The following is a 19,862-nucleotide window of genomic DNA, read 5'->3' as shown; positions in this document are numbered from 1 at the left end:
AATGTTTTAACGGGGAGTGCGCCTCAATGCGCGAAGCGGTCATCGTCTCTTACGCCCGCACGGGCCTGGCCAAGTCAGTTCGTGGCGGCTTCAACAACACGCACGGCGCGGCGATGGCCGGCCACGCCATCCAGCACGCCGTATCGCGCGCCGGCCTTGACGGGGCCGAGGTCGAGGACGTGGTCCTGGGCTGCGGCGGTCCCGAAGGCGCCACCGGCATGAACGTGGCCCGCAACGCGGCCATGTGGGCCGGCCTGCCGATCACCACCTCGGGCCAGACCGTCAACCGCTTCTGCTCGTCGGGCCTGCAGGCCATCGCCACGGCCGCCAACTATGTCCGCAACGACGGCGCGGGCGTCGCCATCGGCGGCGGTGTCGAGTCGATCTCGCTGGTCAACGCCGGCGGTCACATGAACCGCTACCACATCACCGAAGAGAAGCTGCTCAAGACCCATCCGGCCCTGTGGATGGCGATGATCGACACCGCCGACATCGTCGCCAAGCGCTACAACATCAGCCGCGAGTACCAGGACGAGTACTCGCTGCGCAGCCAGCAGCGCATCGCCGCCGCCCAGGCCGCCGGCCTGTTCGACGACGAGATCGTGCCGATGGCCACCAAGATGAAGGTGGTCAACAAGGAGACCAAGGAAGAGAGCCTGGTCGACTACGTGGTCACCAAGGACGAGTGCAATCGTCCGGAAACGACCCTGGAAGGCCTGGCCAAGCTCGAACCCGTCAAGGGTCCGGGCAACTTCGTCACCGCCGGCAACGCCAGCCAGCTGTCGGACGGCGCCGCCGCCGTGGTCGTGATGGAAGCCAAGGAAGCCGCCAAGCGCGGCCTGGAGCCGCTGGGCCTGTTCAAGGGCTTCGCCGTCGCCGGCTGCGAGCCCGACGAGATGGGCATCGGTCCCGTCTTCGCCGTGCCGCGCCTGCTGGAACGCCATGGCCTGAAGGTCGACGATATCGACATCTGGGAGCTGAACGAAGCCTTCGCCTCGCAGTGCCTCTACAGCCGCGACCGCCTGGGCATCGATCCGGAGAAGTACAACGTCAACGGCGGCTCGATCGCCATCGGCCACCCCTTCGGCATGACCGGCGCCCGTTGCGCCGGCCACCTGCTGCTGGAAGGCAAGCGCCGCAAGGCCAAGCTGGGCGTCGTCACCATGTGCATCGGCGGTGGCATGGGCGCGGCCGGTCTGTTCGAAATCTTCTAGGCCAAAAGTTCCACTGAACGCGTCAAAAAAGGCCGGGAACCGTCAAGGCGGTTTCCGGCCTTTCTATGGGATCGAGACGTCTCGCCCCCCCGGGCGCGGGTCTTGAACCCAGCGCGGACGGGGCCATTTCAGCGTCCGTCAGCGCCCGCGATTGTCGCCCCACGACGCAGACCAGAGATAGGACCATGGCCAGCAAGGCCTTCTTCGCCGTCGCCCTCCTGATCGCCGCCGCCATCGGCCTGGCGCTCCCGACCCCGAACGCGAACCACGCGCCCCCGCCGACCAAGTCGTCGTTCGAGACGATCGCCCTGAACAAGGGCTGAGCCCGAACGGAAAAGGGCTCCCCGGTCGCCCGGAGAGCCCTCGTCGGTTCACGTGACCGTCAGGACGATCAGAACTCTTCCCAGTCCTCGCTGACCGCGACCGCGGCCGCGGCCGAGCCACGGCCCGGACGGGCCGAGACGGTCGGACGGCCGGGAGCCGACGGCGCCGAGGCGGCCGGCGGGCGATAGGTCGTGCGCGCCGGACGGGCGGCCGGCGCGGCGGCGGCGCTCTCGGCCACGCGGAAGCGCGAGACCATGTCGGCCAGCGACTTGGCTTCGCTCTTCAGCGAGTGGGTCGCGGCCGTGGCCTCTTCCACCATGGCGGCGTTCTGCTGGACGACCTGGTCCATCTGGTTCACGGCCGTGTTGACCTCGTTCAGGCCGGTGGCCTGTTCGCTGGCCGAGGCCGAGATTTCCTTCACCAGGGCGTCGATCGAGGCGACCTGTTCGACGATGCGGTTCAGGGCCTCGCCGGTCTGGCCGACCAGATCCACGCCGGTCTCGACCTGGGCGGTCGAGGTCGAGATCAGGGTCTTGATCTCCTTGGCGGCGTCGGCCGAGCGCTGGGCCAGAGCGCGGACTTCCTGGGCGACGACGGCGAAACCACGGCCGGCTTCACCAGCCCGGGCGGCTTCGACACCGGCGTTCAAGGCCAGGAGGTTGGTCTGGAAGGCGATCTCGTCGATCACGCCGATGATCTGGCTGACCTGGCTCGAGGAGGTCTCGATCTCGGTCATGGCCGAAACAGCCTGGCTGACGATGCGGCCGGACTTCTCGGCGTCGGCGCGGGCGGTGGCCACGACCTGCGAGGCTTCCTTGGCGCCCGAGGCGGTCTTGCGGACGGTCGCGGTGATCTCGTCCAGCGCGGCGGCGGTCTCTTCCAGGCTGGCGGCCTGTTGCTCGGTGCGACGCGACAGGTTGTCGGAGGCCTCGGCGATCTCGTCCGAGCCGCTGTTGACCCCGCCAGTGGCTGAACCGATGGCCTGGATGGCTTCCTGCATCCGCTCGGCGGCGGCGTTGAAGTTGGTCTTCAAGCTCTCGGCCTTCGGCGCGAAGGTCGTGGTGATCCGGTGCGTCAGGTCACCCGAGGCCAGGTGGTCCAGGGCCTCGTTGAGGGCCGAGATGGCGATGGCGTCGTTGCGGGCGACCTCGGCCTTCTCGGCTTCGTTGGCGGCGCGCTCGGTGTCAGCGGCCTGGCGTTGGGCCACGGCGGCGGCCTCGATGCGGACCTTCTCGGCTTCGGAATCCTTGAAGTAGGCGACGGCGGCGGCCATGTCGCCGATCTCGTCCTTGCGGCCCTGGGCCGGCACGGCGACGCTGCTGTCGCCCGAGGCCAGACGGCGCATGGCGTTGGTCATGGCGGTCACCGGCTTGGCGATGGCGCCGGTCAGCAGCAGGCCGCCCGCGATGGCGATGCCGGCGGTGATCAGGATGCCGATGGCCAGCGCCAGGGTCGACTCGACCGAGGCCTTCTTCTGGGCGGCGGCTTCCGTCGCCAGCTCTTCCTCGGCGTTCTTGGTGATGGCCTCGATGGCGTTCTCGACCGGCTCGACGGCCTTGTCGGCGACACCGTCGTGCTTGACCAGCTCGACGGCCTGCGGACGGGTGGCCGGATCGGCGCCCAGGCTCTCGCCCGGCTCGATGGCTTGCTTGCGGTACTCGGCATAGGCGGCGTCGACGGCGGCGATGCGCGCCAGGTCTTCCTCGTCGCCGTTGGCCAGGGTGCGCAGTTCGTCCAGGGCCTTCAGGAACTTCGGCTTGTGGGCCTCTTCCAGGCGCTTGACGTAATAGTTGTCGCCCGACAGCAGGAAGCCGCGCAGCGAATTCTCCTGGCGGGTCAGGCGGAAGGCCGCCGTGTCCGCCTGACGCAGCATCTCATAGGCGCGCTCGGTCCGCTCCACGGAGTGGGACAAGCCCACTTTGTTAGCATACAGCGCCACGCCCATGAGCATGATCGTGGCGAGCATGACGGCGAACACCGCCATGAGCTTGTGGGGGATTTTCAGGTCGCCAAAGGACACTGGCCGGCTCCTTGTAAAGGGTTGCGGCCGCTAAACCTCAGATAACACTACTATTTGACTGAGTACGGTTCGCGGGCGTTACCCGACCAAGTGCGCCCGCAACTGTTGCCGGGGCATTAACCGTGATGTGGCGGGATGTCGCAGATCCAACTATCCCGCCACTTTTTTGGTCAGTGGGCCTCATCCCAGTTGAGCGCCGCGCGGGCCTCGACCGTGAGCGGCACCGACAGGGCCACAGCCGGATCGGCGGCCTTTTCCATGACGCTGCGAACCACTTCGCAGGTCCGATCGGCCTCGGCCGCCGGGACTTCGAAGACCAGTTCGTCGTGCACCTGCAGCAGCATCTTGGCCCCGAGCCCGGCGGCCGTCAGGGCGGCGGGCATGCGGATCATGGCCCGGCGCATAACGTCCGCCGCCGCGCCCTGGATCGGGGCGTTGATCGCCGCGCGCTCGGCGAACTGCCGATGCGCGGCCGACTTGGCCTCGATGTCGGGGATGTTAATCTTCCGGCCGAAGATGGTGGTGACATAGCCGTGCTCGCGCACGAAGGCCTTGGTCTTGTCCATATAGGCCTGGATGCCGGGGAAGCGCTCGAAATAGGTCTTGATATAGGCCCCGGCCTCGCCCTGGCCGATGCCCAGCTGGTTGGCCAGACCGAAGGCCGAGATGCCGTAGACGATGCCGAAATTGATGGCCTTAGCCCGGCGGCGGATCATCGGGTCCATGCCCTCGATCGGCGTGTCGAACATCTCCGAGGCCGTCATGGCGTGGATGTCCAGGCCCTCCTGGAAGGCGCGCTTCAGCTGCGGGATGTCGCCGATGTGGGCCAGCAGGCGCAGCTCGATCTGGCTGTAGTCGGCGCTGATCAGCACATTGCCCGGGGCGGCGATGAAGGCCTTGCGGATCTTGCGGCCTTCCTCGGTGCGGACCGGGATGTTCTGCAGGTTCGGATCGGACGAGGACAGACGCCCCGTCGTCGTCGCGGCCAGGGCATAGGAGGTGTGGACCCGGCCCGTGCCTTCGTAGATCGCCGCGATCAGGTTCTCGGTATAGGTGCCCTTCAGCTTGGACAGCTGACGCCAGTCCAGCAGGACGCGCGGCAGCTCGTGCTCCAGGGCCAGGCTCTCCAGCACGTCGCTGTCGGTCGACCACTGGCCGGTGGCGGTCTTCTTGCCGCCCTTCATGTTCATCTCGCCGAACAGCACGTCGCCGATCTGCTTGGGGCTGCCCAGGTTGAACGGGCGACCGACCAGCTCCTGGGCGCGCTCCTCGAACTTGGCCATGCGCAGTGAGAACTCGTTGGAGAGCAGGCGCAGGGCTTCTGGGTCCACGCGGACGCCGTTGTTCTCCATCATGGCCAGCACGGCCGGCAGCGGACGCTCCAGGGTCTCGTAGACCGTCGACAGCCCCTCGCGCGCCAGGCGGGGTTTGAGCACATTGTAGAGCCGCAGGGTGACGTCGGCGTCCTCGGCGGCATAGGCCGTCGCCTCAGGCAGGGCCACGTGCTTGAAGCTGATCTGGCTCTTGCCCGTGCCGCAGACCTGCTTGAACGGGATCGGCTTGTGGCCCAGCCACAGCTCCGACAGCTCGTCCATGCCGTGACCGTGCAGACCCGCCTCCAGCACGTAGCTGATCAGCATGGTGTCCTCGATCGGCGCGACCTGGATACCGTGCCGCGAGAGCACGGCGATGTCGTACTTGGCGTTCTGCGCCACCTTCAGCACCGCCGGATCTTCCAGCAGCGGCTTGAGGGTCGCGATCACGTCGGCCAACGGGATCATCTCGATATCGGCGGGCGCTTCGAAGGCCAGGCCGTCGGCCTTCTCGCAGTGACCGACCGGGATGTAGCAGGCCTCGCCGGCCGCCACGGCCAGGGAGACGCCGCACAGGCCGGCGGTGGCCGAGCCCAGGGCGTCGGTCTCGGTATCGAAGGCCACCACACCCTTGGCCGTGGCCTTGGCGACCCAGGCCCTCAGGGTGTCGAGGTCGCGGACGCACGTATAGGCCGCGTGGTCGATGCTGACCGGCTCCGCCACCGGATTGGCGGCGGCGCGGGCGGCCGCGCCCATGTAGGAGACGCTTGTGACGGGAGCCTTCGGCGGAGGCGGCGCGCGCTCACCGGCCGGACCGCCCAGCGTGCCGGGCGCCATGGCCGCCGAGCCGTCGCCAACCCGGCGGGCCAGGGTGCGGAACTCCATCTGCTCCAGGAACGCCGCCAGGACCTCCTTGTCCGGCTCGCGCACCTTCAGTTCGTCCAGCGGCTGGGGCAGCGGGGTGTCGCAATCCAGCTTCACCAGGGCCCGCGACAGGCGGATCTGGTCGGCGAACTCGATCAGCGTCTCGCGACGCTTGGGCTGCTTGATCTCGCCGGCCCGGGCCAGCAACGTGTCGAGATCGCCATACTCGGTGATTAGCTGGGCGGCGGTCTTGATACCGATGCCGGGGGCGCCCGGAACGTTGTCGACGCTGTCGCCGCACAGGGCCTGAACGTCGACGACCTTGTCGGGATAGACGCCGAACTTCTCGAACACCTGCTCGCGCTCGATGCGCAGGCCCTTCATGGGGTCGAACATCGAGACGCCGTCGCCGACCAGCTGCATCAGGTCCTTGTCGGACGAGACGATGATCGCCTCGCCGCCGACGTCGCGGGCCTTGCAGGCATAGGCGGCGATCAGGTCGTCGGCCTCGTAGCCCGGCAGCTCGATGGCCGGCACGCCGAAGGCCAGGGTCGCCTCGCGCACCAGCGGGAACTGCGGGATCAGGTCCTCGGGCGGCGGCGGACGGTGGGCCTTGTACTTGTCGTAGAGCTGGTTGCGGAACGTCTTCTCGGAGTGATCCCAGATCACCGCAAGGTGCGTGGGCGTGTCGCCCTGCATGTCGCGCAGCAGCTTCCACAGCATGTTGCAGAAGCCCTGGACGGCGCCCACCGGCAGGCCGTCGCTCTTGCGGGTCAGCGGCGGCAGCGCGTGATAGGCGCGGAACAGATAGGCCGAGCCGTCCACGAGGAAGAGCCGGACGGTCGGGCCGTCCTGGGTCAGTTCGGAAGCGTTCGGAAGCGGAGGCGCGGCGACGTCGGTCATGGCGGGCAACATAGGGGGCCGGACGTGCGTCGGGAACCCTCTGGCGAGCCGCAAAAGGATGGCCTAAACTCGACTTAAGGTCGAGCGACGAAGGGTCGTGCGCTGGCCGGTTCCTGGGGTTTCCCGTGCTGTCGCGTACCGCTTCCTTGGCCCTCCTGCTGGCCCTGCTCACGGCTGGCTTCTCCACCAACGCCCTCGCCCAGATCGACGACGAGCCACCGCCCAGCGGCTGGCGGCCGAACTTCGTCGGCCGGGTTCCCGATTCCAAGATGAAGGCCGCCTTTCCGAAGGGCGCGACCGTCACCGGCAAGGCCCTGCTGGGATGCGTCGCCGGCAAGGACGGACGCCTCAACGACTGCAAGGTGCTGCGCGAGGACCCTGTCGGCCAGGGCTTCGGCGAGGCGGCGCTGTCGGTGGTCGGCTACGAGCGGATCGCGACCAAGGACGCCCAGGGCGACTCGGTCGAGGGCCGCCCCGTCCGCACGGGCTTCGAGTTCCTGGCCCCCGGCGACGCCAATCCGGACTGGATCCGCAAGCCCGACGGGCGCGAGATCGCCAATGTGTTCCCGAAGACGGCGCTGGAGAAACGCGAGGGCGGTCGCGCCACCATCAAGTGCAAGGTGACGGCGGAGGGGTTCCTCGACGGCTGCAAGGTCGTCCATGAATCGCCGGAGGGCATGGACTTCGGCCGCGCCGGCCTGCAGCTGGCCCCGCAGTTTCGCATGTCGCCCAAGATCCGCGGCGGCAAGGCCGTGCCGGGCGGCGACGTCACCATCCCCATCGTCTGGGAGGAGCCGCGCGGTTCCGCGCCGCTGAACACCACGCCCATCGTGCTGGATCCGCCGTGGAGCCGCGTCCCCACCCAGGCCGAACTCGCCGCCGCCTGGCCCAAGGGCGCGGCCGGCCTGTCGTCCGGCCAGGCCGCTCTGCGTTGCGTGCTGATGAAGACCGGCCAGTTGCGCAGCTGCGACGTGATCAACGAGAACCCGCGCGGCAAGGGCTTCGGTCGCGCCGCCCAGGACCTTTCCAAGCTGTTCCAGGTCAATGTCGATCCGGCCGAGGCCAAGACCGTCAAGGACTACAAGGTCGACCTGCCGTTCCGCTTCCGCGACCCGGCCGCGCCCGACGCGCGCAAGCTGACCAAACCGCGCTGGATCCGCACCCTGTCGGCCGAGGGCATGGCCAACGTCTATCCCGAGGCGGCGGTGAAGGCCGGGGTCAAGTCGGGAAACGCCTCGGCGACCTGCACCGTCACCGCCACGGGCGAGCTCACCGACTGCAAGGCCGCGCGCGAAAGTCCCGCCGGCCTCGACTTCGGCGCGGCGGCGGTCGCGGCGGTCAAGGTCATGCGCATGAACCCCTGGACCACGGAGGGCGACACGGTCGACGGCCTGGTCATCACCATCCCGATCCAGTTCACCCTGGAGGACGACCTGGCGCCGGCCAAGCCGAGCGGCCAGCCCTAGACCTGACCGATTATTCACTCGCCAGGCGACCCGACGGGTCTAGACTGACGGCTTCCGGAGGGAGCCCATGAAGCCGCTGATCCTCGTGTCCGCCCTGCTGTTAGCCGGCGCCGACCACGCCCAGACGCCCTCCGCCAGGCCGTGCCAAGAGCCCGAGCGCCGGCAGTTCGATTTCTGGGTCGGCGACTGGGACGTCTATCCGACCGGCAAGGACGTGCTGGTAGCCCACTCCAGGATCGAGAACCTCTACGGCGGCTGCGGCATCCGCGAGAACTGGATGCCGCTGAAGGGAACCGGCGGCGGCAGCCTGAACAGCTACGTGCCGCGCGAGAAGGGCTGGCGGCAGACCTGGGTCGGCTCCGGCGGCGAGCGGGTCGAGTTCACGGGCGGCCTGTCCGGCGCGGCCATGATCCTGACCGGCGACGCGCCCGGTTCGGCGCCCGGCGAGGGCAAGCTGACCCGCATGACCTTCACCCCCGAAGCCGGCGGCGCGGTGCGCCAGTTCGGCCAGGCTTCGAGCGACGGCGGTAAGACCTGGACCGCCAGCTTCGACTTCACCTACCGCCCTCGCAAGCCCGGCTGATCGCCCCGCCAGCTTTCCTTGCCTTGCACGCGGGGGGCATGAGGCGTACGGGAACCACGCTCCGCGCGGGACGCGGGCAAGACAGCATTCAGGAGAGCGCGATGGGTTACCGGGTCGCCGTGGTCGGCGCCACGGGCAATGTGGGCCGCGAGATGTTCAACATCCTCGAGGAAGTCAAATTCCCGGTCGACAAGATGCACGCCATCGCCAGCCGCAAGTCCATCGGCGTGGAAGTCTCGTTCGGCGCGCAGATCCTGCGCTGCGAGGACCTGGAGCAGTTCGACTTCTCGACCGTCGACATCGTGCTGATGAGCGCCGGCGGGTCGATCTCGGCCGCCTGGGGCGAGAAGATCGGCGCCGCCGGCCCGATCGTCATCGACAACAGCAGCCACTTCCGGATGGACCCGGACGTGCCGCTGGTCGTGCCGGAAGTGAACCCGAACGCCGTCGACAAGCTGCCCAAGAACATCATCGCCAACCCCAACTGCTCGACCGCGCAGCTGGTCGTGGTGCTGGCCCCGCTGCACGCCGAAGCCAAGATCAAGCGGGTGGTCGTCTCGACCTACCAGTCGGTTTCCGGCGCGGGCAAGGAAGGCATGGACGAGCTGTGGGAGCAGACCAAGGGCGTGTTCGTCCTGGGCGCCCCGCCGCCCAAGAAGTTCACCAAGCAGATCGCCTTCAACGTCATCCCGCACATCGATGTGTTCATGGAAGACGGCTACACGAAGGAAGAGTGGAAGATGATGGCGGAGACCAAGAAGATCTTGGATCCGTCGATCAAGCTGACCGCCACCGCCGTGCGCGTGCCGGTCATGGTAGGCCACGCCGAGTCGGTGAACATCGAGTTCGAGACCCCGCTGGACGAGGACGACGTCCGCGAGATCCTGCGCGACGCCGACGGCGTGGAAGTCATCGATAAGCGCGAGGACGGCGGCTACATGACGCCGAAGGAAAGCGCCGGCGAGTTCCCGGTCTATGTCTCGCGCATCCGCACCGACCCGACGGTCGAGAACGGCATCGCGCTCTGGTGCGTGGCCGACAACCTGCGCAAGGGCGCGGCGCTGAACGCCGTGCAGATCGCCCAGCTCCTGCACGACAAGGGCCTGATCAAGCAGAAGACCCCGGCCTAAGACGATCTAACCGTCGTCCTCGGCCAGCAGGCGGAGGACGACGGATTTCCTGGCCCCGGAGCCAGAATTTCCCAAGCCTCCGCAAGATGCGGGCGGGCGGCGGGCTTCCTATTTGCGAGAAGCTCCCGGAGGGGTTTGGTTCATGCCACCGAGTACACAAGCTGAAGGCCGCTCGGCCTATGCCGCCGGTATCGGCTGCTACCTGCTGTGGGGCTTCCTGCCCCTCTATTTCCACCTGCTGTCGAACCTCGGCGTCACTTCCTGGGAGATGATCGCCCACCGCTCGCTGTGGTCGGTGCTGTGGGCCGGGGGCCTGGTGCTGCTGGCCAAGCAAGGCGGCCAGGTCGCTGCGGTCCTGCGCCAACCAAAGACCCTCGGCGTGCTGGCCCTGTCGACCCTGGCGATCTTCAGCAACTGGACGATCTACGTCTTCGCGGTGAACGCCGGCCACGTGATCGAAGCCAGTCTCGGCTATTACATCAACCCGCTGATGAACATGGCCGCCGGCGCCCTGCTGTTCCGCGAGCGCATGTCGACCGAGGGCAAGATCGCCATCGGCCTGGCCGCCGTCGGCGTGGCCATCCAGACCCTGGCGCTCGGCCACCTGCCGATCGTCTCGCTGGGCCTGGCCTTCACGTTCTGCGTCTACGCCATCCTACGAAAGCAGGTGAAGGCCGACGCCCAGACGGGGCTCTTCATCGAGTGCGCTTACCTGGCTCTGCCGGGCCTGGCCTACGTGTGGTTCCTGCAGTCGAGCGGCCAAGGCCACTTCGGCGGCGGCGCGGGCGTCAGCGCCCTGCTGGCCCTGGCTGGTCCGGCCACCGTCGTGCCGCTGGCCCTGTTCGCCTGGTCGGCCCGCCGCCTGCCGCTCAGCGCCGTCGGCTTCCTGCAGTTCATCGCCCCGACTATCCAGTTCCTGCTGGGGGTGGCGTTCGGCGAGGCCTTCACGCCGCTGCGGGCGCTGTCGTTCCTGTTCATCTGGCTGGGCGTGGCGACCTTCGCCTACGGGGCCTGGAAGAAGACGCGGGTGCTGGCGCCAGCCTAGAGGCTCGCGTACGCCGTCTCGATCAGGCGCACGGCGCGCGGATCGCCGATCAGCGCGTTGCCCTGCTTGTTCATCACGTACGACCCCGAGACCCCGCGCGTCGGATCGGCGAAGGCGCACGAGCCGCCCCAGCCCGAGTGACCGAATGCTTCGGCGGTGGGGCCGTAGTACAGGTTGGGCGCGTTGCGCATGAAGCCCGCGCCCCAGCTGATCTCGTAGGGCAGGACGAGGTCGCGGCCCCGGATGCGCTCGGCGCTGGCGGCCTTGATGCCGGCCGGGGTCAGGATCGAGCGCCCGTCCAGGCTCCCGCCGCTGGCCAGGGCGCCCATCAGGCGCGCGAGAGCCGGCGCGGTGGCGTGACCATTGGCCGAAGGGATCTCGACTCGCCGCCACTCGGCCGCGCTGCGTCCGCCCGGCGAGGACCAGGGCTTCATGAAGGCCGCCTGCACCGCAGCGTTCAACTCGCCGAACTGCGGCATGGCGGTCGGGCGCATCAGGTCGGCGACGCGGCCGTGCTCGCTGTCGGGCAGGCCGATCCAGAGGTCCAGGCCCAGCGGTCCGGCGATGTCCTCGCGCAGCGCCGTTCCCATGGTCCGGCCATCGACGCGACGGAAGATTTCGCCGGCGATGTAGCCGTAGGTCACCGGGTGGTAGCCGCTGGCCGAGCCGATCGGGAACAGCGGGGCCATGGCCGCCAGCTTGGCGCAGGTGGCGTCCCAGTCGAACCACAGGGCCGGATCGGTCTCGTCCGGGAAGCCCGACAGGCCGGCCTGGTGCGACAGGGCCTGCTCGACGGTGACGTCCTGCTTGCCGGCCTGCGCGAACTCCGGCCAGACGTCGGCGACGGGCTGGTCGTAGGCCAAGCGTCCCTCGTCCACGAGGCGCGCGATCAGCAGGGCCGCCACGGCCTTGGTGGTCGAGAACAGCGCCGTCAGGGTGTCGGGACCGAACGGGACCTCGCGCTTGCGGTCGGCGAAGCCGCCCATCAGGTCGAGGACGATCTCGCCGTCGATGGCGAAGGCGAAGCGCGCGCCCAGCTCGCCGTTGCTGTCGAAGTTCGCTTCGAAGACGTCGCGGACGCGGGCGAAGCGGTCGGGGCAGAAGCCGGTGATCTCGACGGTCATGTCTCAGCCAATCCCGCTAGGCGAGGCGCTCGATGCGCACGGTGGGCGAGGTCTGCTTGATGCGCGCGCCCATGGCCACGATCGGCAGTTCCGGGGCGTTGTAGATGTTGGCCGAGGTGACCGTCTCGGCCACGCCGCCGACCGCGCGGGCCAGGCCGTACGAGAAGGTCTGCCCTTCCAGGATCGAGGCGGCGTACAGCGCCGTCAGCAGGTCGCCGGTGCCGTTGGGCGAGCGCTCGGCCTTGGCGTGGGCGGCCAGCCAGGCTTCCTTCTTGTCTGCAAGCACAGCGCCGATCTCGGCCCCGCGATGCACCGACGAGACCAGGGTCGTCTTGCCCAGCAGGCGGGCGGCGCGCATGGCCGACAGCGGGTCGCGGGCGTCCTGGCCGGTCAGCTTCTGCAGCTCCCAGGCGTTGCAGGCCACGACGTCGGCGCGCGGGATCAGGTCGGCGATGATCTCGTCGGCCGTCTCGGCCGGAATGTAGAGCCCCTTGCCGGCGTCGCCCATGGTCGGGTCGACCACCACCACCGGCTTGCGGGTGGCCGCGCCCTGGCGGGGCGCCTCGCGCACGGCGTCGATGACCCGCGCGGTGGCCCGGGCCTGGGCGGCGTTGGCGAAATAGCCGGTGATCACCAGGTCGACGAGGCCGAACAGGCCGTTGGCCTCGATGCCGTCCAGCATGCCCTCGAACACCTCGATCGGCACCGGCGCGCCGCCGGGAATGCCCCAGCCGGGATGGCGGCCGTACAGCACGGTCGGCACGACCATCGTGTCGATCTTGAACTGCGCCAGGGCGGCGGCCTGGGCCGTCCCGCCCACCTGGCTGCCGGCGACATGGCTGGAAAGGATCAAGGCAAGCGGCATACCCAAGCGATTAGCCGAGCAATGCGGACTTGAATAGGGCGCGATCGTGCAAGCTGTGGATTGTCGACGAAGCGACGCAGCGTCACCCGGCGCCCACGAAAAAGGCCCGCCGTCGCCGGCGGGCCTTTCCGAGTATCGACAATCCCGAAGCGCTTAGTAGCGGTAGTGGTCCGGCTTGAACGGACCGGCTTCCGGCACGCCGATATAGTCGGCCTGGTCCTTGCGCAGGGTCGTCAGCTTCGCGCCCAGCTTTTCCAGGTGCAGGAAGGCGACCTTCTCGTCCAGGTGCTTGGGCAGGGTGTAGACGTTGTTCTCGTACTTGGCCTTGTTGGTCCAAAGTTCGATCTGGGCCAGCGTCTGGTTGGTGAACGAGGCCGACATCACGAACGAGGGGTGGCCCGTGGCGTTGCCCAGGTTCACCAGGCGGCCTTCCGACAGCACGATCAGCTTCTTGCCGTCCGGGAATTCCACGTGGTGGACCTGCGGCTTGATCTCGTCCCACTTGAAGTTGCGCAGGCCGGCGATCTGAATTTCGCTGTCGAAGTGGCCGATGTTGCAGACGATGGCGTTGTTTTTCATCTTCCGCATGTCTTCGACGGTGATGACATCCTTATTGCCCGTCGCCGTCACGAAGATGTCGGCCTTGTCGGCGACGTCGTTCAGGGTCTGGACCTCATAGCCTTCCATCGCCGCCTGCAGGGCGCAGATCGGGTCGACTTCGGTGACGATCACGCGGGCGCCGCCTTGGCGCAGCGAAGCGGCCGAGCCCTTGCCCACGTCGCCGTAGCCGCAGACCACCGCGACCTTGCCCGACAGCATGACGTCGGTGCCGCGACGGATCGCGTCGACCAGCGATTCACGGCAGCCGTACAGGTTGTCGAACTTGCTCTTGGTGACGCTGTCGTTGACGTTGATGGCCGGGAACGGCAGGTCGCCCTTGGCGGCCATCTGGTACAGGCGGTGCACGCCCGTGGTGGTCTCTTCCGACACGCCGCCGATGGCCGCGCGAATGGCCGAATAGAAGCCCGGCTTCTCGGCCAGGTACTTCTTCATCACGGCGTAGAGGGCTTCTTCTTCTTCGTTCTGCGGGTTGTTCAGGATCGAGGGATCCTTCTCGGCCTTCGGACCGAGCACGCAGAGCAGGGTGGCGTCGCCGCCGTCATCGAGGATCAGGTTCGGGTAGCCGCCGTCGTGCCACTCGAAGATCTTGTGGGCGTATTCCCAGTACTCGACCAGGTTCTCGCCCTTGAAGGCGAAGACCGGGATGTCGGCGGCAGCGATGGCGGCCGCGGCGTGGTCCTGGGTCGAGAAGATGTTGCACGAGGCCCAGCGGACTTCGGCGCCCAGGGCCGTCAGCGTCTCGATCAGCACGGCGGTCTGGATGGTCATGTGCAGGCTGCCGGCGATGCGGGCGCCCTTCAGGACCTGGGCCGGGCCGTACTCGGCGCGCGTGGCCATCAGGCCCGGCATTTCCGTCTCGGCGATGGCGATTTCCTTGCGGCCGTAATCGGCGAGCGAGATGTCCTTGACGATGTAGTCGGCCACGGTCGGCTCCTGCGGTCGGTGATGTCGTGAGAATAAGGTCTCTTGGGGCGGGCTTATACAACCGCGAGCCCTTCCGAGCAATTAACGCATAAAGATATCTTTATGCGATGGCGAAATCCCAGCTGCGGCGGGGCTGGAGCGCTTGACAGGCAAGGGGCGCGGGCGCTTCCTTTAACGCGATCCATGGAGGGCTTACCATGCTGGGTAGTCTTGCTTTCGCGGCCGCGCTCGCCGCCAGCGACGCGCCCCTGGACGCCGTCACGCTGAAGGCGGCGATGCAGGAGGCCAAGCAAGCCCCCGCCGCCGCGCCGGTGGGCCGCGCGTTCAAGATCACCATCCCGTTCGTCGACGGCCGCAAGCGCAACATGCCGACGTTCCAAAGCCCCGCGCGCTGGGTCTACGACTACAAACACAACCAGCTGGACCTGATCATCGGCCCCGGCGAGATCACGCCCGCCAACTACGACCAGTTCAGCGCCCAGGGGCTGGAGAAGCTGCCGGCGTTGCAGAGCTTCGTGTTCGACTCCCGCGAGGTGACCTACCAGCAGGACTTCACCGTGCCCAACAACACGCGTGGTCGGGACACCCGCCCTGGGGGCCAGGACAATGGTCGCGGCGTGACCAAGGAATTCGGCAAGGCCAGCACGGTCTACAGCTTCGCGCTCGCTGCCCCCTATGCGGAAAAGGGCGCCTCGGGCCTTCCGCAGGGCTTCAGGCCGCTGAGCATCTACAAGGTCGAACAGCTGCCGGTACGGGAGCTGCATCGCTATGTCAGCCAGATGACCCTGGTGCTCGAGGGCGAGACCACGGATCTCGGCCAGAAACCAGCGATGTTCTGCGGCGGCTTCAACGGCGGGCTGCAATCGACGTCGCTGACCGGTTCGCTGCTGTTGGGCGTCCGCGCCAAGCAGTGCTTCGTCACGGCGCGGATCGACAAGGTCACCGTCCTGCGCGGCAACGAGGTCCTGGCTTCCTGGCCCCGCGCGCCGGCGACCGCCGACTAGCGCGAACGGTAGGTCTCGACCCAGAACTGTTCGGGCAGGCCGCGACAGGCCGACAGCTCGCTGCGCTCGGCCAGGACGAAGCCCTTGCCGGTCCAGGCATAGGTGTGGCTGACGCCGCAGTCGGCGATGCCGCGCCCCTTGGCGTAGGCGTAGAGCTTCTGATGGTCGGTGTCGTAGCTGGCGTTGGTGGCCATGCCTCGCTCGTCCGGCGCGCCAGGACCGCCCAGGTCGGCGAGGCGCGCGTGGCCGCCCTTCTCGTCCGTCAGCACCAGGGCCGAGCTGATCTGATAGGCCCCGACCCAGCACGGGATCACCCACAGCACCACACCCGGCGCCAGGCGGTTGGAACTGGGCCCCTCCGGCGGCTCGGCCTCGCAATCCAGCGACTTCACGGCCAGCCGCACGCTCGCCGGCGGCGTGTCGGTAAGGCCGTTCTGCGCGACCGGCTTGGCGGCGCGGACCAACGGCAAGGCTGGCGGCGCGGGAACGGCGGAGGCTGGCGCCGGCCCCTTGGCGATAAGAGCGGTGACCCCGCCGACGCGCTTCTGGCGGTCGTCCATCCAGCGCAGGGCCGCCGAGACGCCGGACAGCGAGACCGTGGCGACGACCCGCGCGCCGGCCTTGAGCTCGACCGTCTCGCCCCGCGTCATCGCGGCCAGCAGCGCCGGAACCGAAGCGTCGGGCACGGCCCAGCTGCGATAGTCGTCGTCAGGCCCCTCGGGCGAAGCGGTGCGGGTGACGAGCTTGCCGTCGACAAACAGGGCCAACGGCCCGGCCACGCCCTTGCTCTCCTCGGCGGCGATACTGACGTCCAGCACCGGTGCGGCGGGACCTTCCGCCTCGCGCCGCACCCGCAGGATCGCGCCGTCGACGAGGTCGGGCGGGAACCCGTAGGCGGTGCAGACCCGGACGTTGTCGCAGGCCGCCCACCAGTCCTTGAATTCCTGGTCGGCGTCCGAGGCGGCAGCGGGTTGGGCGCAGGCCAGCAGCCCCGCGAGGCCCAGCAGGACCGCCCCGTACCGCATGGCGGCTAGAAGCCCAGCTCGGGCTGCATGGCCCCCGGCTGCTGCGTCTCGGGCAGGTGGCAGGTGAAGGTCGAACCGGCGCCCGGCTCGCTCTCCAGCGCCACCCAGCCGCCGTGCAGCTCGACCAGCGCCTTGACCAGGGCCAGGCCCAGGCCCGGACCTCCACGATCGCGGCCAACGAACCGGTCGAAGATGTGGGCCTGGACGTGGAACGGTACGCCCCGGCCGGTGTCGGAGACGTCCAGGCGCACCTCGCCCAGCGCCCGGCGGGCCTGCAGCGTGACGCGGCCGCCAGGCGGGGTCTGGCGCAGGGCGTTCTCTACCAGGTGGTCCAGGGTCTGGGCCAAGCGCTTGGCGTCGCCGCGGATCAGGCCGACCTCCTCCTCGCACTCGACCGCCAGGGTGACCGCGCCCAGCTGGGCGTCCTTCAGGGCGCGCTCCTGGGCGTTGAGCATCAGGTCCGAGACCCGGATGTCCTCGATTTCCAGCGCCATCTCACCGGCGTCGATCTGGGCCATGTCCAGCACGTCGTCGATCGAGCGGGCCAGCTGGGTGGCGGCGGCGCGGACGGCGGCGACATGATTGCGGCCGCGCTCGGAAATGCCGTCGGCGCGCTCCAGCAGCTCGGAATAACCGATGATCGTCGTCAGCGGCGTGCGCAGCTCGTAGCTGACATTGCCGACGAAATCGCGCTTCAGCCGCTCGGCCTCGGCCAGGGCGGCGGAACGGTCGGAGAGCGCGTTCTGCAGGTCGCGGGTGTCGGTGACGTCGGCGAAGGCGATCAGGGTCGCGCCGTCCGGCAGCGGCCGGCTCTGGTAGACGACGATGCGGTCGTCCGAGGTCCGCACCTCGCCCGAGGTCGGGGCGCGCATCTGCGGATCGGGATCAGCCACCCGTCCCTTCAGCTCGCGCCAGAAGGCCAGGTCGTGCAGGCGCGGCACGCACAGCTCGACCACGCCCTCGAAGTCGCCGGCCGCCTCCAGGGCGTGCGGGGTGACGTTCCAGAAGGTCTCGAAGGCCTCGTTGTGCAGGCGCAGGCGCCCGTCCGAACCGAACACCGCGACGGCGTCGTTCAGCTTGTCCAGCGTGGCCTGCTGCACCTGGATCAGGGCGTTGTACTGGGCCTTCAGCCGCAGTTCGCCGGTGATGTCGGAATAGATCAGCAGCATGCCGCCCAGCGGGTGGGGCTGGCGCACCACCTTCAGCGTCCGACCGTCGGGCAGGTGCCACAGATCGTCAGCCTGCGGACCCAGGTCCTCGTAGCGGGCCAGTTCGGCGGCCTTCCAGCCCGAATAGTCGATGCTCTCGGGCAGGCGGCGGCGCTGGCGCAGGCGGTCCAGCACCTCGCCATGGGTCGGACGCTCGGCCAGCCAGGCCGGCTCCAGGCCCCACAGCTCGGCGAAGGCGGTGTTGTGGTACGACAGGCGCCGCGTCTGGCTGAAGATCGCCACGGCCTCGGCGATGTGGTTCAGGGTCTCGTCGTGGGCCTCGACGTGCTTCTTGAAGGCGTCGCGGACGTCTTCGATCTCGGTGACGTCCGCGCAGAACACGCCCACCCCGCCGCCTTCCAGCGGCTGGGCCGACAGGCGGAACGCGCGGCGGCGGCCCTCCAGATTGATCCAGCGCAGGGCTTCGCGGCGCTCGCCCTTCTCGATGGCCTCGGCGACCAGCGTGTCGGCGCTGCGGTCGAAACTCTTGCCGGCCAGGGCTGCGGCCGAGCTCGAGGTCGCGCCCACGGCGCGGATGAAAGCCTCGTTGCCCCAAACCGGCTGGGCGTCGGCGCCCACGATCCAGCAGGGCTCGACGACGCCATCGACGAAGGTGGCGAAACGGCCGGCCGAGGGCAGACCGGAATCATCGCCGCTCACCGCCGCCAGACGCAGCCAGGCCAGGGCGCCGGCGGCGCGGCCTTCGACGGAGACGGAACCGTTGGCGCCGCGCGCCTCGAATACGCAGGGCTCGCCCTGCTCGATCAGGGCCGCGAGCTTCTGGGCCAGGTCCGGATCGGTGGCGCCGAGCGCGGCGACCACCGCCTCGACCTCGGTCGCGACGCCCAGGGCCTTGGCGCAGGCGGCCAGGCTCTCGCCACCGGCCACCAGGCTGGCGCGGCCGCCCTCGACGGCGACCACTGCGGTGTCGAACGCGTCGACCCAGGCAGGCGCGTCCAGGGACACGCCGTCCTGCTGGATCAAGCGCGACTTCAGCGCGGCGATGCGGGCTTCAAAGCTCCGGCGCTGGCCCAGCGACCACAAGGTGACGCAAATGGCCAGACAAACCGCGCCAGCCGCCGCCGCGAGGATCAGGTCGTACGAAGTCATCAGGCGCGTCGCTACCCCAGCGGGTCTTCGAATCAGAATTTCAGATTAGTCCGGCCGTGACCAGAACGCGATGAAGGCCGGGAAGATCGGATGTTGGCTATGGCGCCCGCTCCCAATCGCTCTATTTGGAAGCCCATGACCTGGTCCGACCGCTCAGCCCCGTCGCTGCCCCCATCGCTGGACGACTTCGCCGCGCTGGCCAAGCAGGCTTTCGACGCCCTGCCCGACGACTTCCGCAAGCTGTCGGGCGACGTCGTGATCCGCGTCGACGACTTCCCGTCCGAGGAGGTCCTGGACAGCCTCGGCATCGAGGACCCCTTCGAGCTGACCGGCCTCTACCAGGGCGTGGACCTCGGCCGTCGCTCGGTGCTGGACTACGGAACCGAGCCGTCGCGGGTCTTCCTGTACCGCCGCCCGATCCTGGACGAGTGGGCCGAGCGCGGGGACGTGACCCTGGGCGACCTGATCGCCCACGTGCTGGTCCACGAGATTGGCCACCATTTCGGCCTGTCGGACGACGACATCCACCGCATCGAGGACGAGGAATGAGCTTCTTCGACACTGAAGCCTGGCGCGAGCGCATGGACGAGCGCTGGTTCGACACCGGCGCGGCCATGGCCGAGGCGGGCGCTGTCGACCTCGTCTCGATCGAGGACGAGAAGGTCACGGCCCATGTCACCGGCAGCGTCGGCGACCTCTATGTCGTGCAGCTGTGGGCTCCGGCCGGCGAAGGCGTTTGCACCTGCCCCGGCTTCGAGAAGTTCGGCGCCTGCAAGCACCAGGCGGCTGTAGTGACGGCGGCGAACGCGGCAGACCTCGCCAAGGTCCGCGAACGCATGGCGAAGCTGCGCGACGGCCTGGCCCTGGACACCAAGGACGCCCTGATCGAACGCCTGGCCGAACTGGCCCGGGTTCAGCCGGCCGTGCTGGCGGCGCTGGAAGGGCGGTAAGCCAGAATCCCTCTCTCATAGAGAGAGGGCGGGGTCCGCCGCGCAGCGGTGGGAGGGTGAGAGGTTACAGCCGGACCCGTGAAAGCAGCTTCCCGCCCGGGGAAGGAGCCCTCCTTACATCTCACGGCGAGACGATCGCAGGGCGGCTCAGGTCACTCAAGGACGACGC

Annotated in this window: 16 protein-coding genes; 9 read left to right on the top strand and 7 right to left on the bottom strand. The window is 68.6% G+C overall.

Going from position 1 to position 19,862, the window contains the following annotated elements:
• Window positions 1-26: 26 nt before the first annotated feature.
• Window positions 27-1,214 carry an acetyl-CoA C-acyltransferase gene (locus AC07NN_RS00325; protein ID WP_494637084.1) on the top strand — a complete coding sequence of 396 codons (1,188 nt, stop codon included), beginning with the start codon at window positions 27-29 and terminating at the stop codon, window positions 1,212-1,214.
• A gap of 185 nt (window positions 1,215-1,399) precedes the next feature.
• The gene (locus AC07NN_RS00320) at window positions 1,400-1,537 is read left to right on the top strand and encodes a hypothetical protein (RefSeq protein ID WP_494637082.1); all 138 of its coding nucleotides are present in this window, start codon (window positions 1,400-1,402) and stop codon (window positions 1,535-1,537) included.
• Window positions 1,538-1,605: 68 nt separating this feature from the next.
• Here the strand turns inward: AC07NN_RS00320 and AC07NN_RS00315 are convergent, their stop codons facing one another.
• Together AC07NN_RS00315 and polA are read right to left on the bottom strand one after the other, a co-directional pair.
• Window positions 1,606-3,558 (bottom strand): methyl-accepting chemotaxis protein, encoded by a 1,953-nt coding sequence (locus AC07NN_RS00315; RefSeq protein WP_494637080.1) that lies wholly within the window; start codon window positions 3,556-3,558, stop codon window positions 1,606-1,608.
• Between the two features lie 170 nt (window positions 3,559-3,728).
• Window positions 3,729-6,638, bottom strand: coding sequence for a DNA polymerase I (polA, locus tag AC07NN_RS00310; RefSeq protein WP_494637079.1), 2,910 nt, complete (start codon window positions 6,636-6,638; stop codon window positions 3,729-3,731).
• A 125-nt stretch (window positions 6,639-6,763) separates the two neighbouring features.
• Here polA and AC07NN_RS00305 point away from each other — a divergent pair, with 125 nt between their 5' ends.
• From AC07NN_RS00305 to rarD, 4 genes are all read left to right on the top strand, one after another.
• The gene (locus AC07NN_RS00305; RefSeq protein ID WP_494637078.1) at window positions 6,764-8,104 is read left to right on the top strand and encodes a TonB family protein; all 1,341 of its coding nucleotides are present in this window, start codon (window positions 6,764-6,766) and stop codon (window positions 8,102-8,104) included.
• Between the two features lie 67 nt (window positions 8,105-8,171).
• Window positions 8,172-8,687, top strand: coding sequence for a hypothetical protein (locus AC07NN_RS00300; RefSeq protein ID WP_494637077.1), 516 nt, complete (start codon window positions 8,172-8,174; stop codon window positions 8,685-8,687).
• A 101-nt stretch (window positions 8,688-8,788) separates the two neighbouring features.
• Window positions 8,789-9,817, top strand: a complete 1,029-nt coding sequence (locus AC07NN_RS00295) for an aspartate-semialdehyde dehydrogenase (RefSeq protein ID WP_494637075.1) — start codon at window positions 8,789-8,791, stop codon at window positions 9,815-9,817.
• A gap of 142 nt (window positions 9,818-9,959) precedes the next feature.
• The gene (gene rarD, locus AC07NN_RS00290; protein ID WP_494637074.1) at window positions 9,960-10,862 is read left to right on the top strand and encodes an EamA family transporter RarD; all 903 of its coding nucleotides are present in this window, start codon (window positions 9,960-9,962) and stop codon (window positions 10,860-10,862) included.
• On the opposite strand, the gene AC07NN_RS00285 is transcribed toward rarD, so the two are convergent.
• From AC07NN_RS00285 to ahcY, 3 genes are all read right to left on the bottom strand, one after another.
• Window positions 10,859-11,986: a serine hydrolase domain-containing protein gene (locus AC07NN_RS00285; protein WP_494637072.1), complete on the bottom strand. Its 1,128-nt coding sequence runs from the start codon at window positions 11,984-11,986 to the stop codon at window positions 10,859-10,861. The genes rarD and AC07NN_RS00285 overlap by 4 nt on opposite strands.
• A 16-nt stretch (window positions 11,987-12,002) precedes the next feature.
• On the bottom strand, window positions 12,003-12,851 hold the full coding sequence (locus AC07NN_RS00280; RefSeq protein ID WP_494638147.1) for a pyridoxal kinase: 849 nt from the start codon (window positions 12,849-12,851) through the stop codon (window positions 12,003-12,005).
• A gap of 153 nt (window positions 12,852-13,004) precedes the next feature.
• Window positions 13,005-14,396 (bottom strand): adenosylhomocysteinase, encoded by a 1,392-nt coding sequence (gene ahcY, locus AC07NN_RS00275; RefSeq protein WP_494637071.1) that lies wholly within the window; start codon window positions 14,394-14,396, stop codon window positions 13,005-13,007.
• Window positions 14,397-14,593: 197 nt separating this feature from the next.
• Here ahcY and AC07NN_RS00270 point away from each other — a divergent pair, with 197 nt between their 5' ends.
• Window positions 14,594-15,400 carry a hypothetical protein gene (locus AC07NN_RS00270; RefSeq protein WP_494637069.1) on the top strand — a complete coding sequence of 269 codons (807 nt, stop codon included), beginning with the start codon at window positions 14,594-14,596 and terminating at the stop codon, window positions 15,398-15,400.
• Here the strand turns inward: AC07NN_RS00270 and AC07NN_RS00265 are convergent.
• Window positions 15,397-16,425 (bottom strand): DUF1176 domain-containing protein, encoded by a 1,029-nt coding sequence (locus tag AC07NN_RS00265; protein WP_494637068.1) that lies wholly within the window; start codon window positions 16,423-16,425, stop codon window positions 15,397-15,399. The genes AC07NN_RS00270 and AC07NN_RS00265 overlap by 4 nt on opposite strands.
• Window positions 16,426-16,430: 5 nt before the next feature.
• Window positions 16,431-18,743 (bottom strand): cell cycle protein kinase DivL, encoded by a 2,313-nt coding sequence (divL, locus tag AC07NN_RS00260; RefSeq protein ID WP_494637067.1) that lies wholly within the window; start codon window positions 18,741-18,743, stop codon window positions 16,431-16,433.
• A 135-nt stretch (window positions 18,744-18,878) separates the two neighbouring features.
• Here divL and AC07NN_RS00255 point away from each other — a divergent pair, with 135 nt between their 5' ends.
• Window positions 18,879-19,292 carry a metallopeptidase family protein gene (locus AC07NN_RS00255; protein WP_494637065.1) on the top strand — a complete coding sequence of 138 codons (414 nt, stop codon included), beginning with the start codon at window positions 18,879-18,881 and terminating at the stop codon, window positions 19,290-19,292.
• A complete protein-coding gene (locus AC07NN_RS00250; protein ID WP_494637063.1) occupies window positions 19,289-19,693 on the top strand; it encodes an SWIM zinc finger family protein in 405 nt (134 codons plus the stop codon). The genes AC07NN_RS00255 and AC07NN_RS00250 overlap by 4 nt, the downstream gene beginning before the upstream one ends.
• Window positions 19,694-19,862 lie beyond the last annotated feature (169 nt).

The organism is Caulobacter sp. GW821-FHT09H08 (assembly GCF_059415885.1).
The sequence above is the reverse complement of the archived record's forward strand: the minus strand, read 5'-3'. Positions and strand labels throughout refer to the sequence as shown.

Coding starts and splice junctions, on each gene's coding strand:
- polA (WP_494637079.1), bottom strand. CDS start 6,638: ATGACCGACGTCGCCGCGCCTCCGCTTCCGAACGCTTCCGAACTGACC.
- AC07NN_RS00300 (WP_494637077.1), top strand. CDS start 8,172: ATGAAGCCGCTGATCCTCGTGTCCGCCCTGCTGTTAGCCGGCGCCGAC.
- AC07NN_RS00320 (WP_494637082.1), top strand. CDS start 1,400: ATGGCCAGCAAGGCCTTCTTCGCCGTCGCCCTCCTGATCGCCGCCGCC.
- AC07NN_RS00280 (WP_494638147.1), bottom strand. CDS start 12,851: ATGCCGCTTGCCTTGATCCTTTCCAGCCATGTCGCCGGCAGCCAGGTG.
- divL (WP_494637067.1), bottom strand. CDS start 18,743: ATGACTTCGTACGACCTGATCCTCGCGGCGGCGGCTGGCGCGGTTTGT.
- AC07NN_RS00270 (WP_494637069.1), top strand. CDS start 14,594: ATGCTGGGTAGTCTTGCTTTCGCGGCCGCGCTCGCCGCCAGCGACGCG.
- AC07NN_RS00265 (WP_494637068.1), bottom strand. CDS start 16,425: ATGCGGTACGGGGCGGTCCTGCTGGGCCTCGCGGGGCTGCTGGCCTGC.
- AC07NN_RS00325 (WP_494637084.1), top strand. CDS start 27: ATGCGCGAAGCGGTCATCGTCTCTTACGCCCGCACGGGCCTGGCCAAG.
- rarD (WP_494637074.1), top strand. CDS start 9,960: ATGCCACCGAGTACACAAGCTGAAGGCCGCTCGGCCTATGCCGCCGGT.
- AC07NN_RS00250 (WP_494637063.1), top strand. CDS start 19,289: ATGAGCTTCTTCGACACTGAAGCCTGGCGCGAGCGCATGGACGAGCGC.
- AC07NN_RS00295 (WP_494637075.1), top strand. CDS start 8,789: ATGGGTTACCGGGTCGCCGTGGTCGGCGCCACGGGCAATGTGGGCCGC.
- AC07NN_RS00255 (WP_494637065.1), top strand. CDS start 18,879: ATGACCTGGTCCGACCGCTCAGCCCCGTCGCTGCCCCCATCGCTGGAC.
- AC07NN_RS00285 (WP_494637072.1), bottom strand. CDS start 11,986: ATGACCGTCGAGATCACCGGCTTCTGCCCCGACCGCTTCGCCCGCGTC.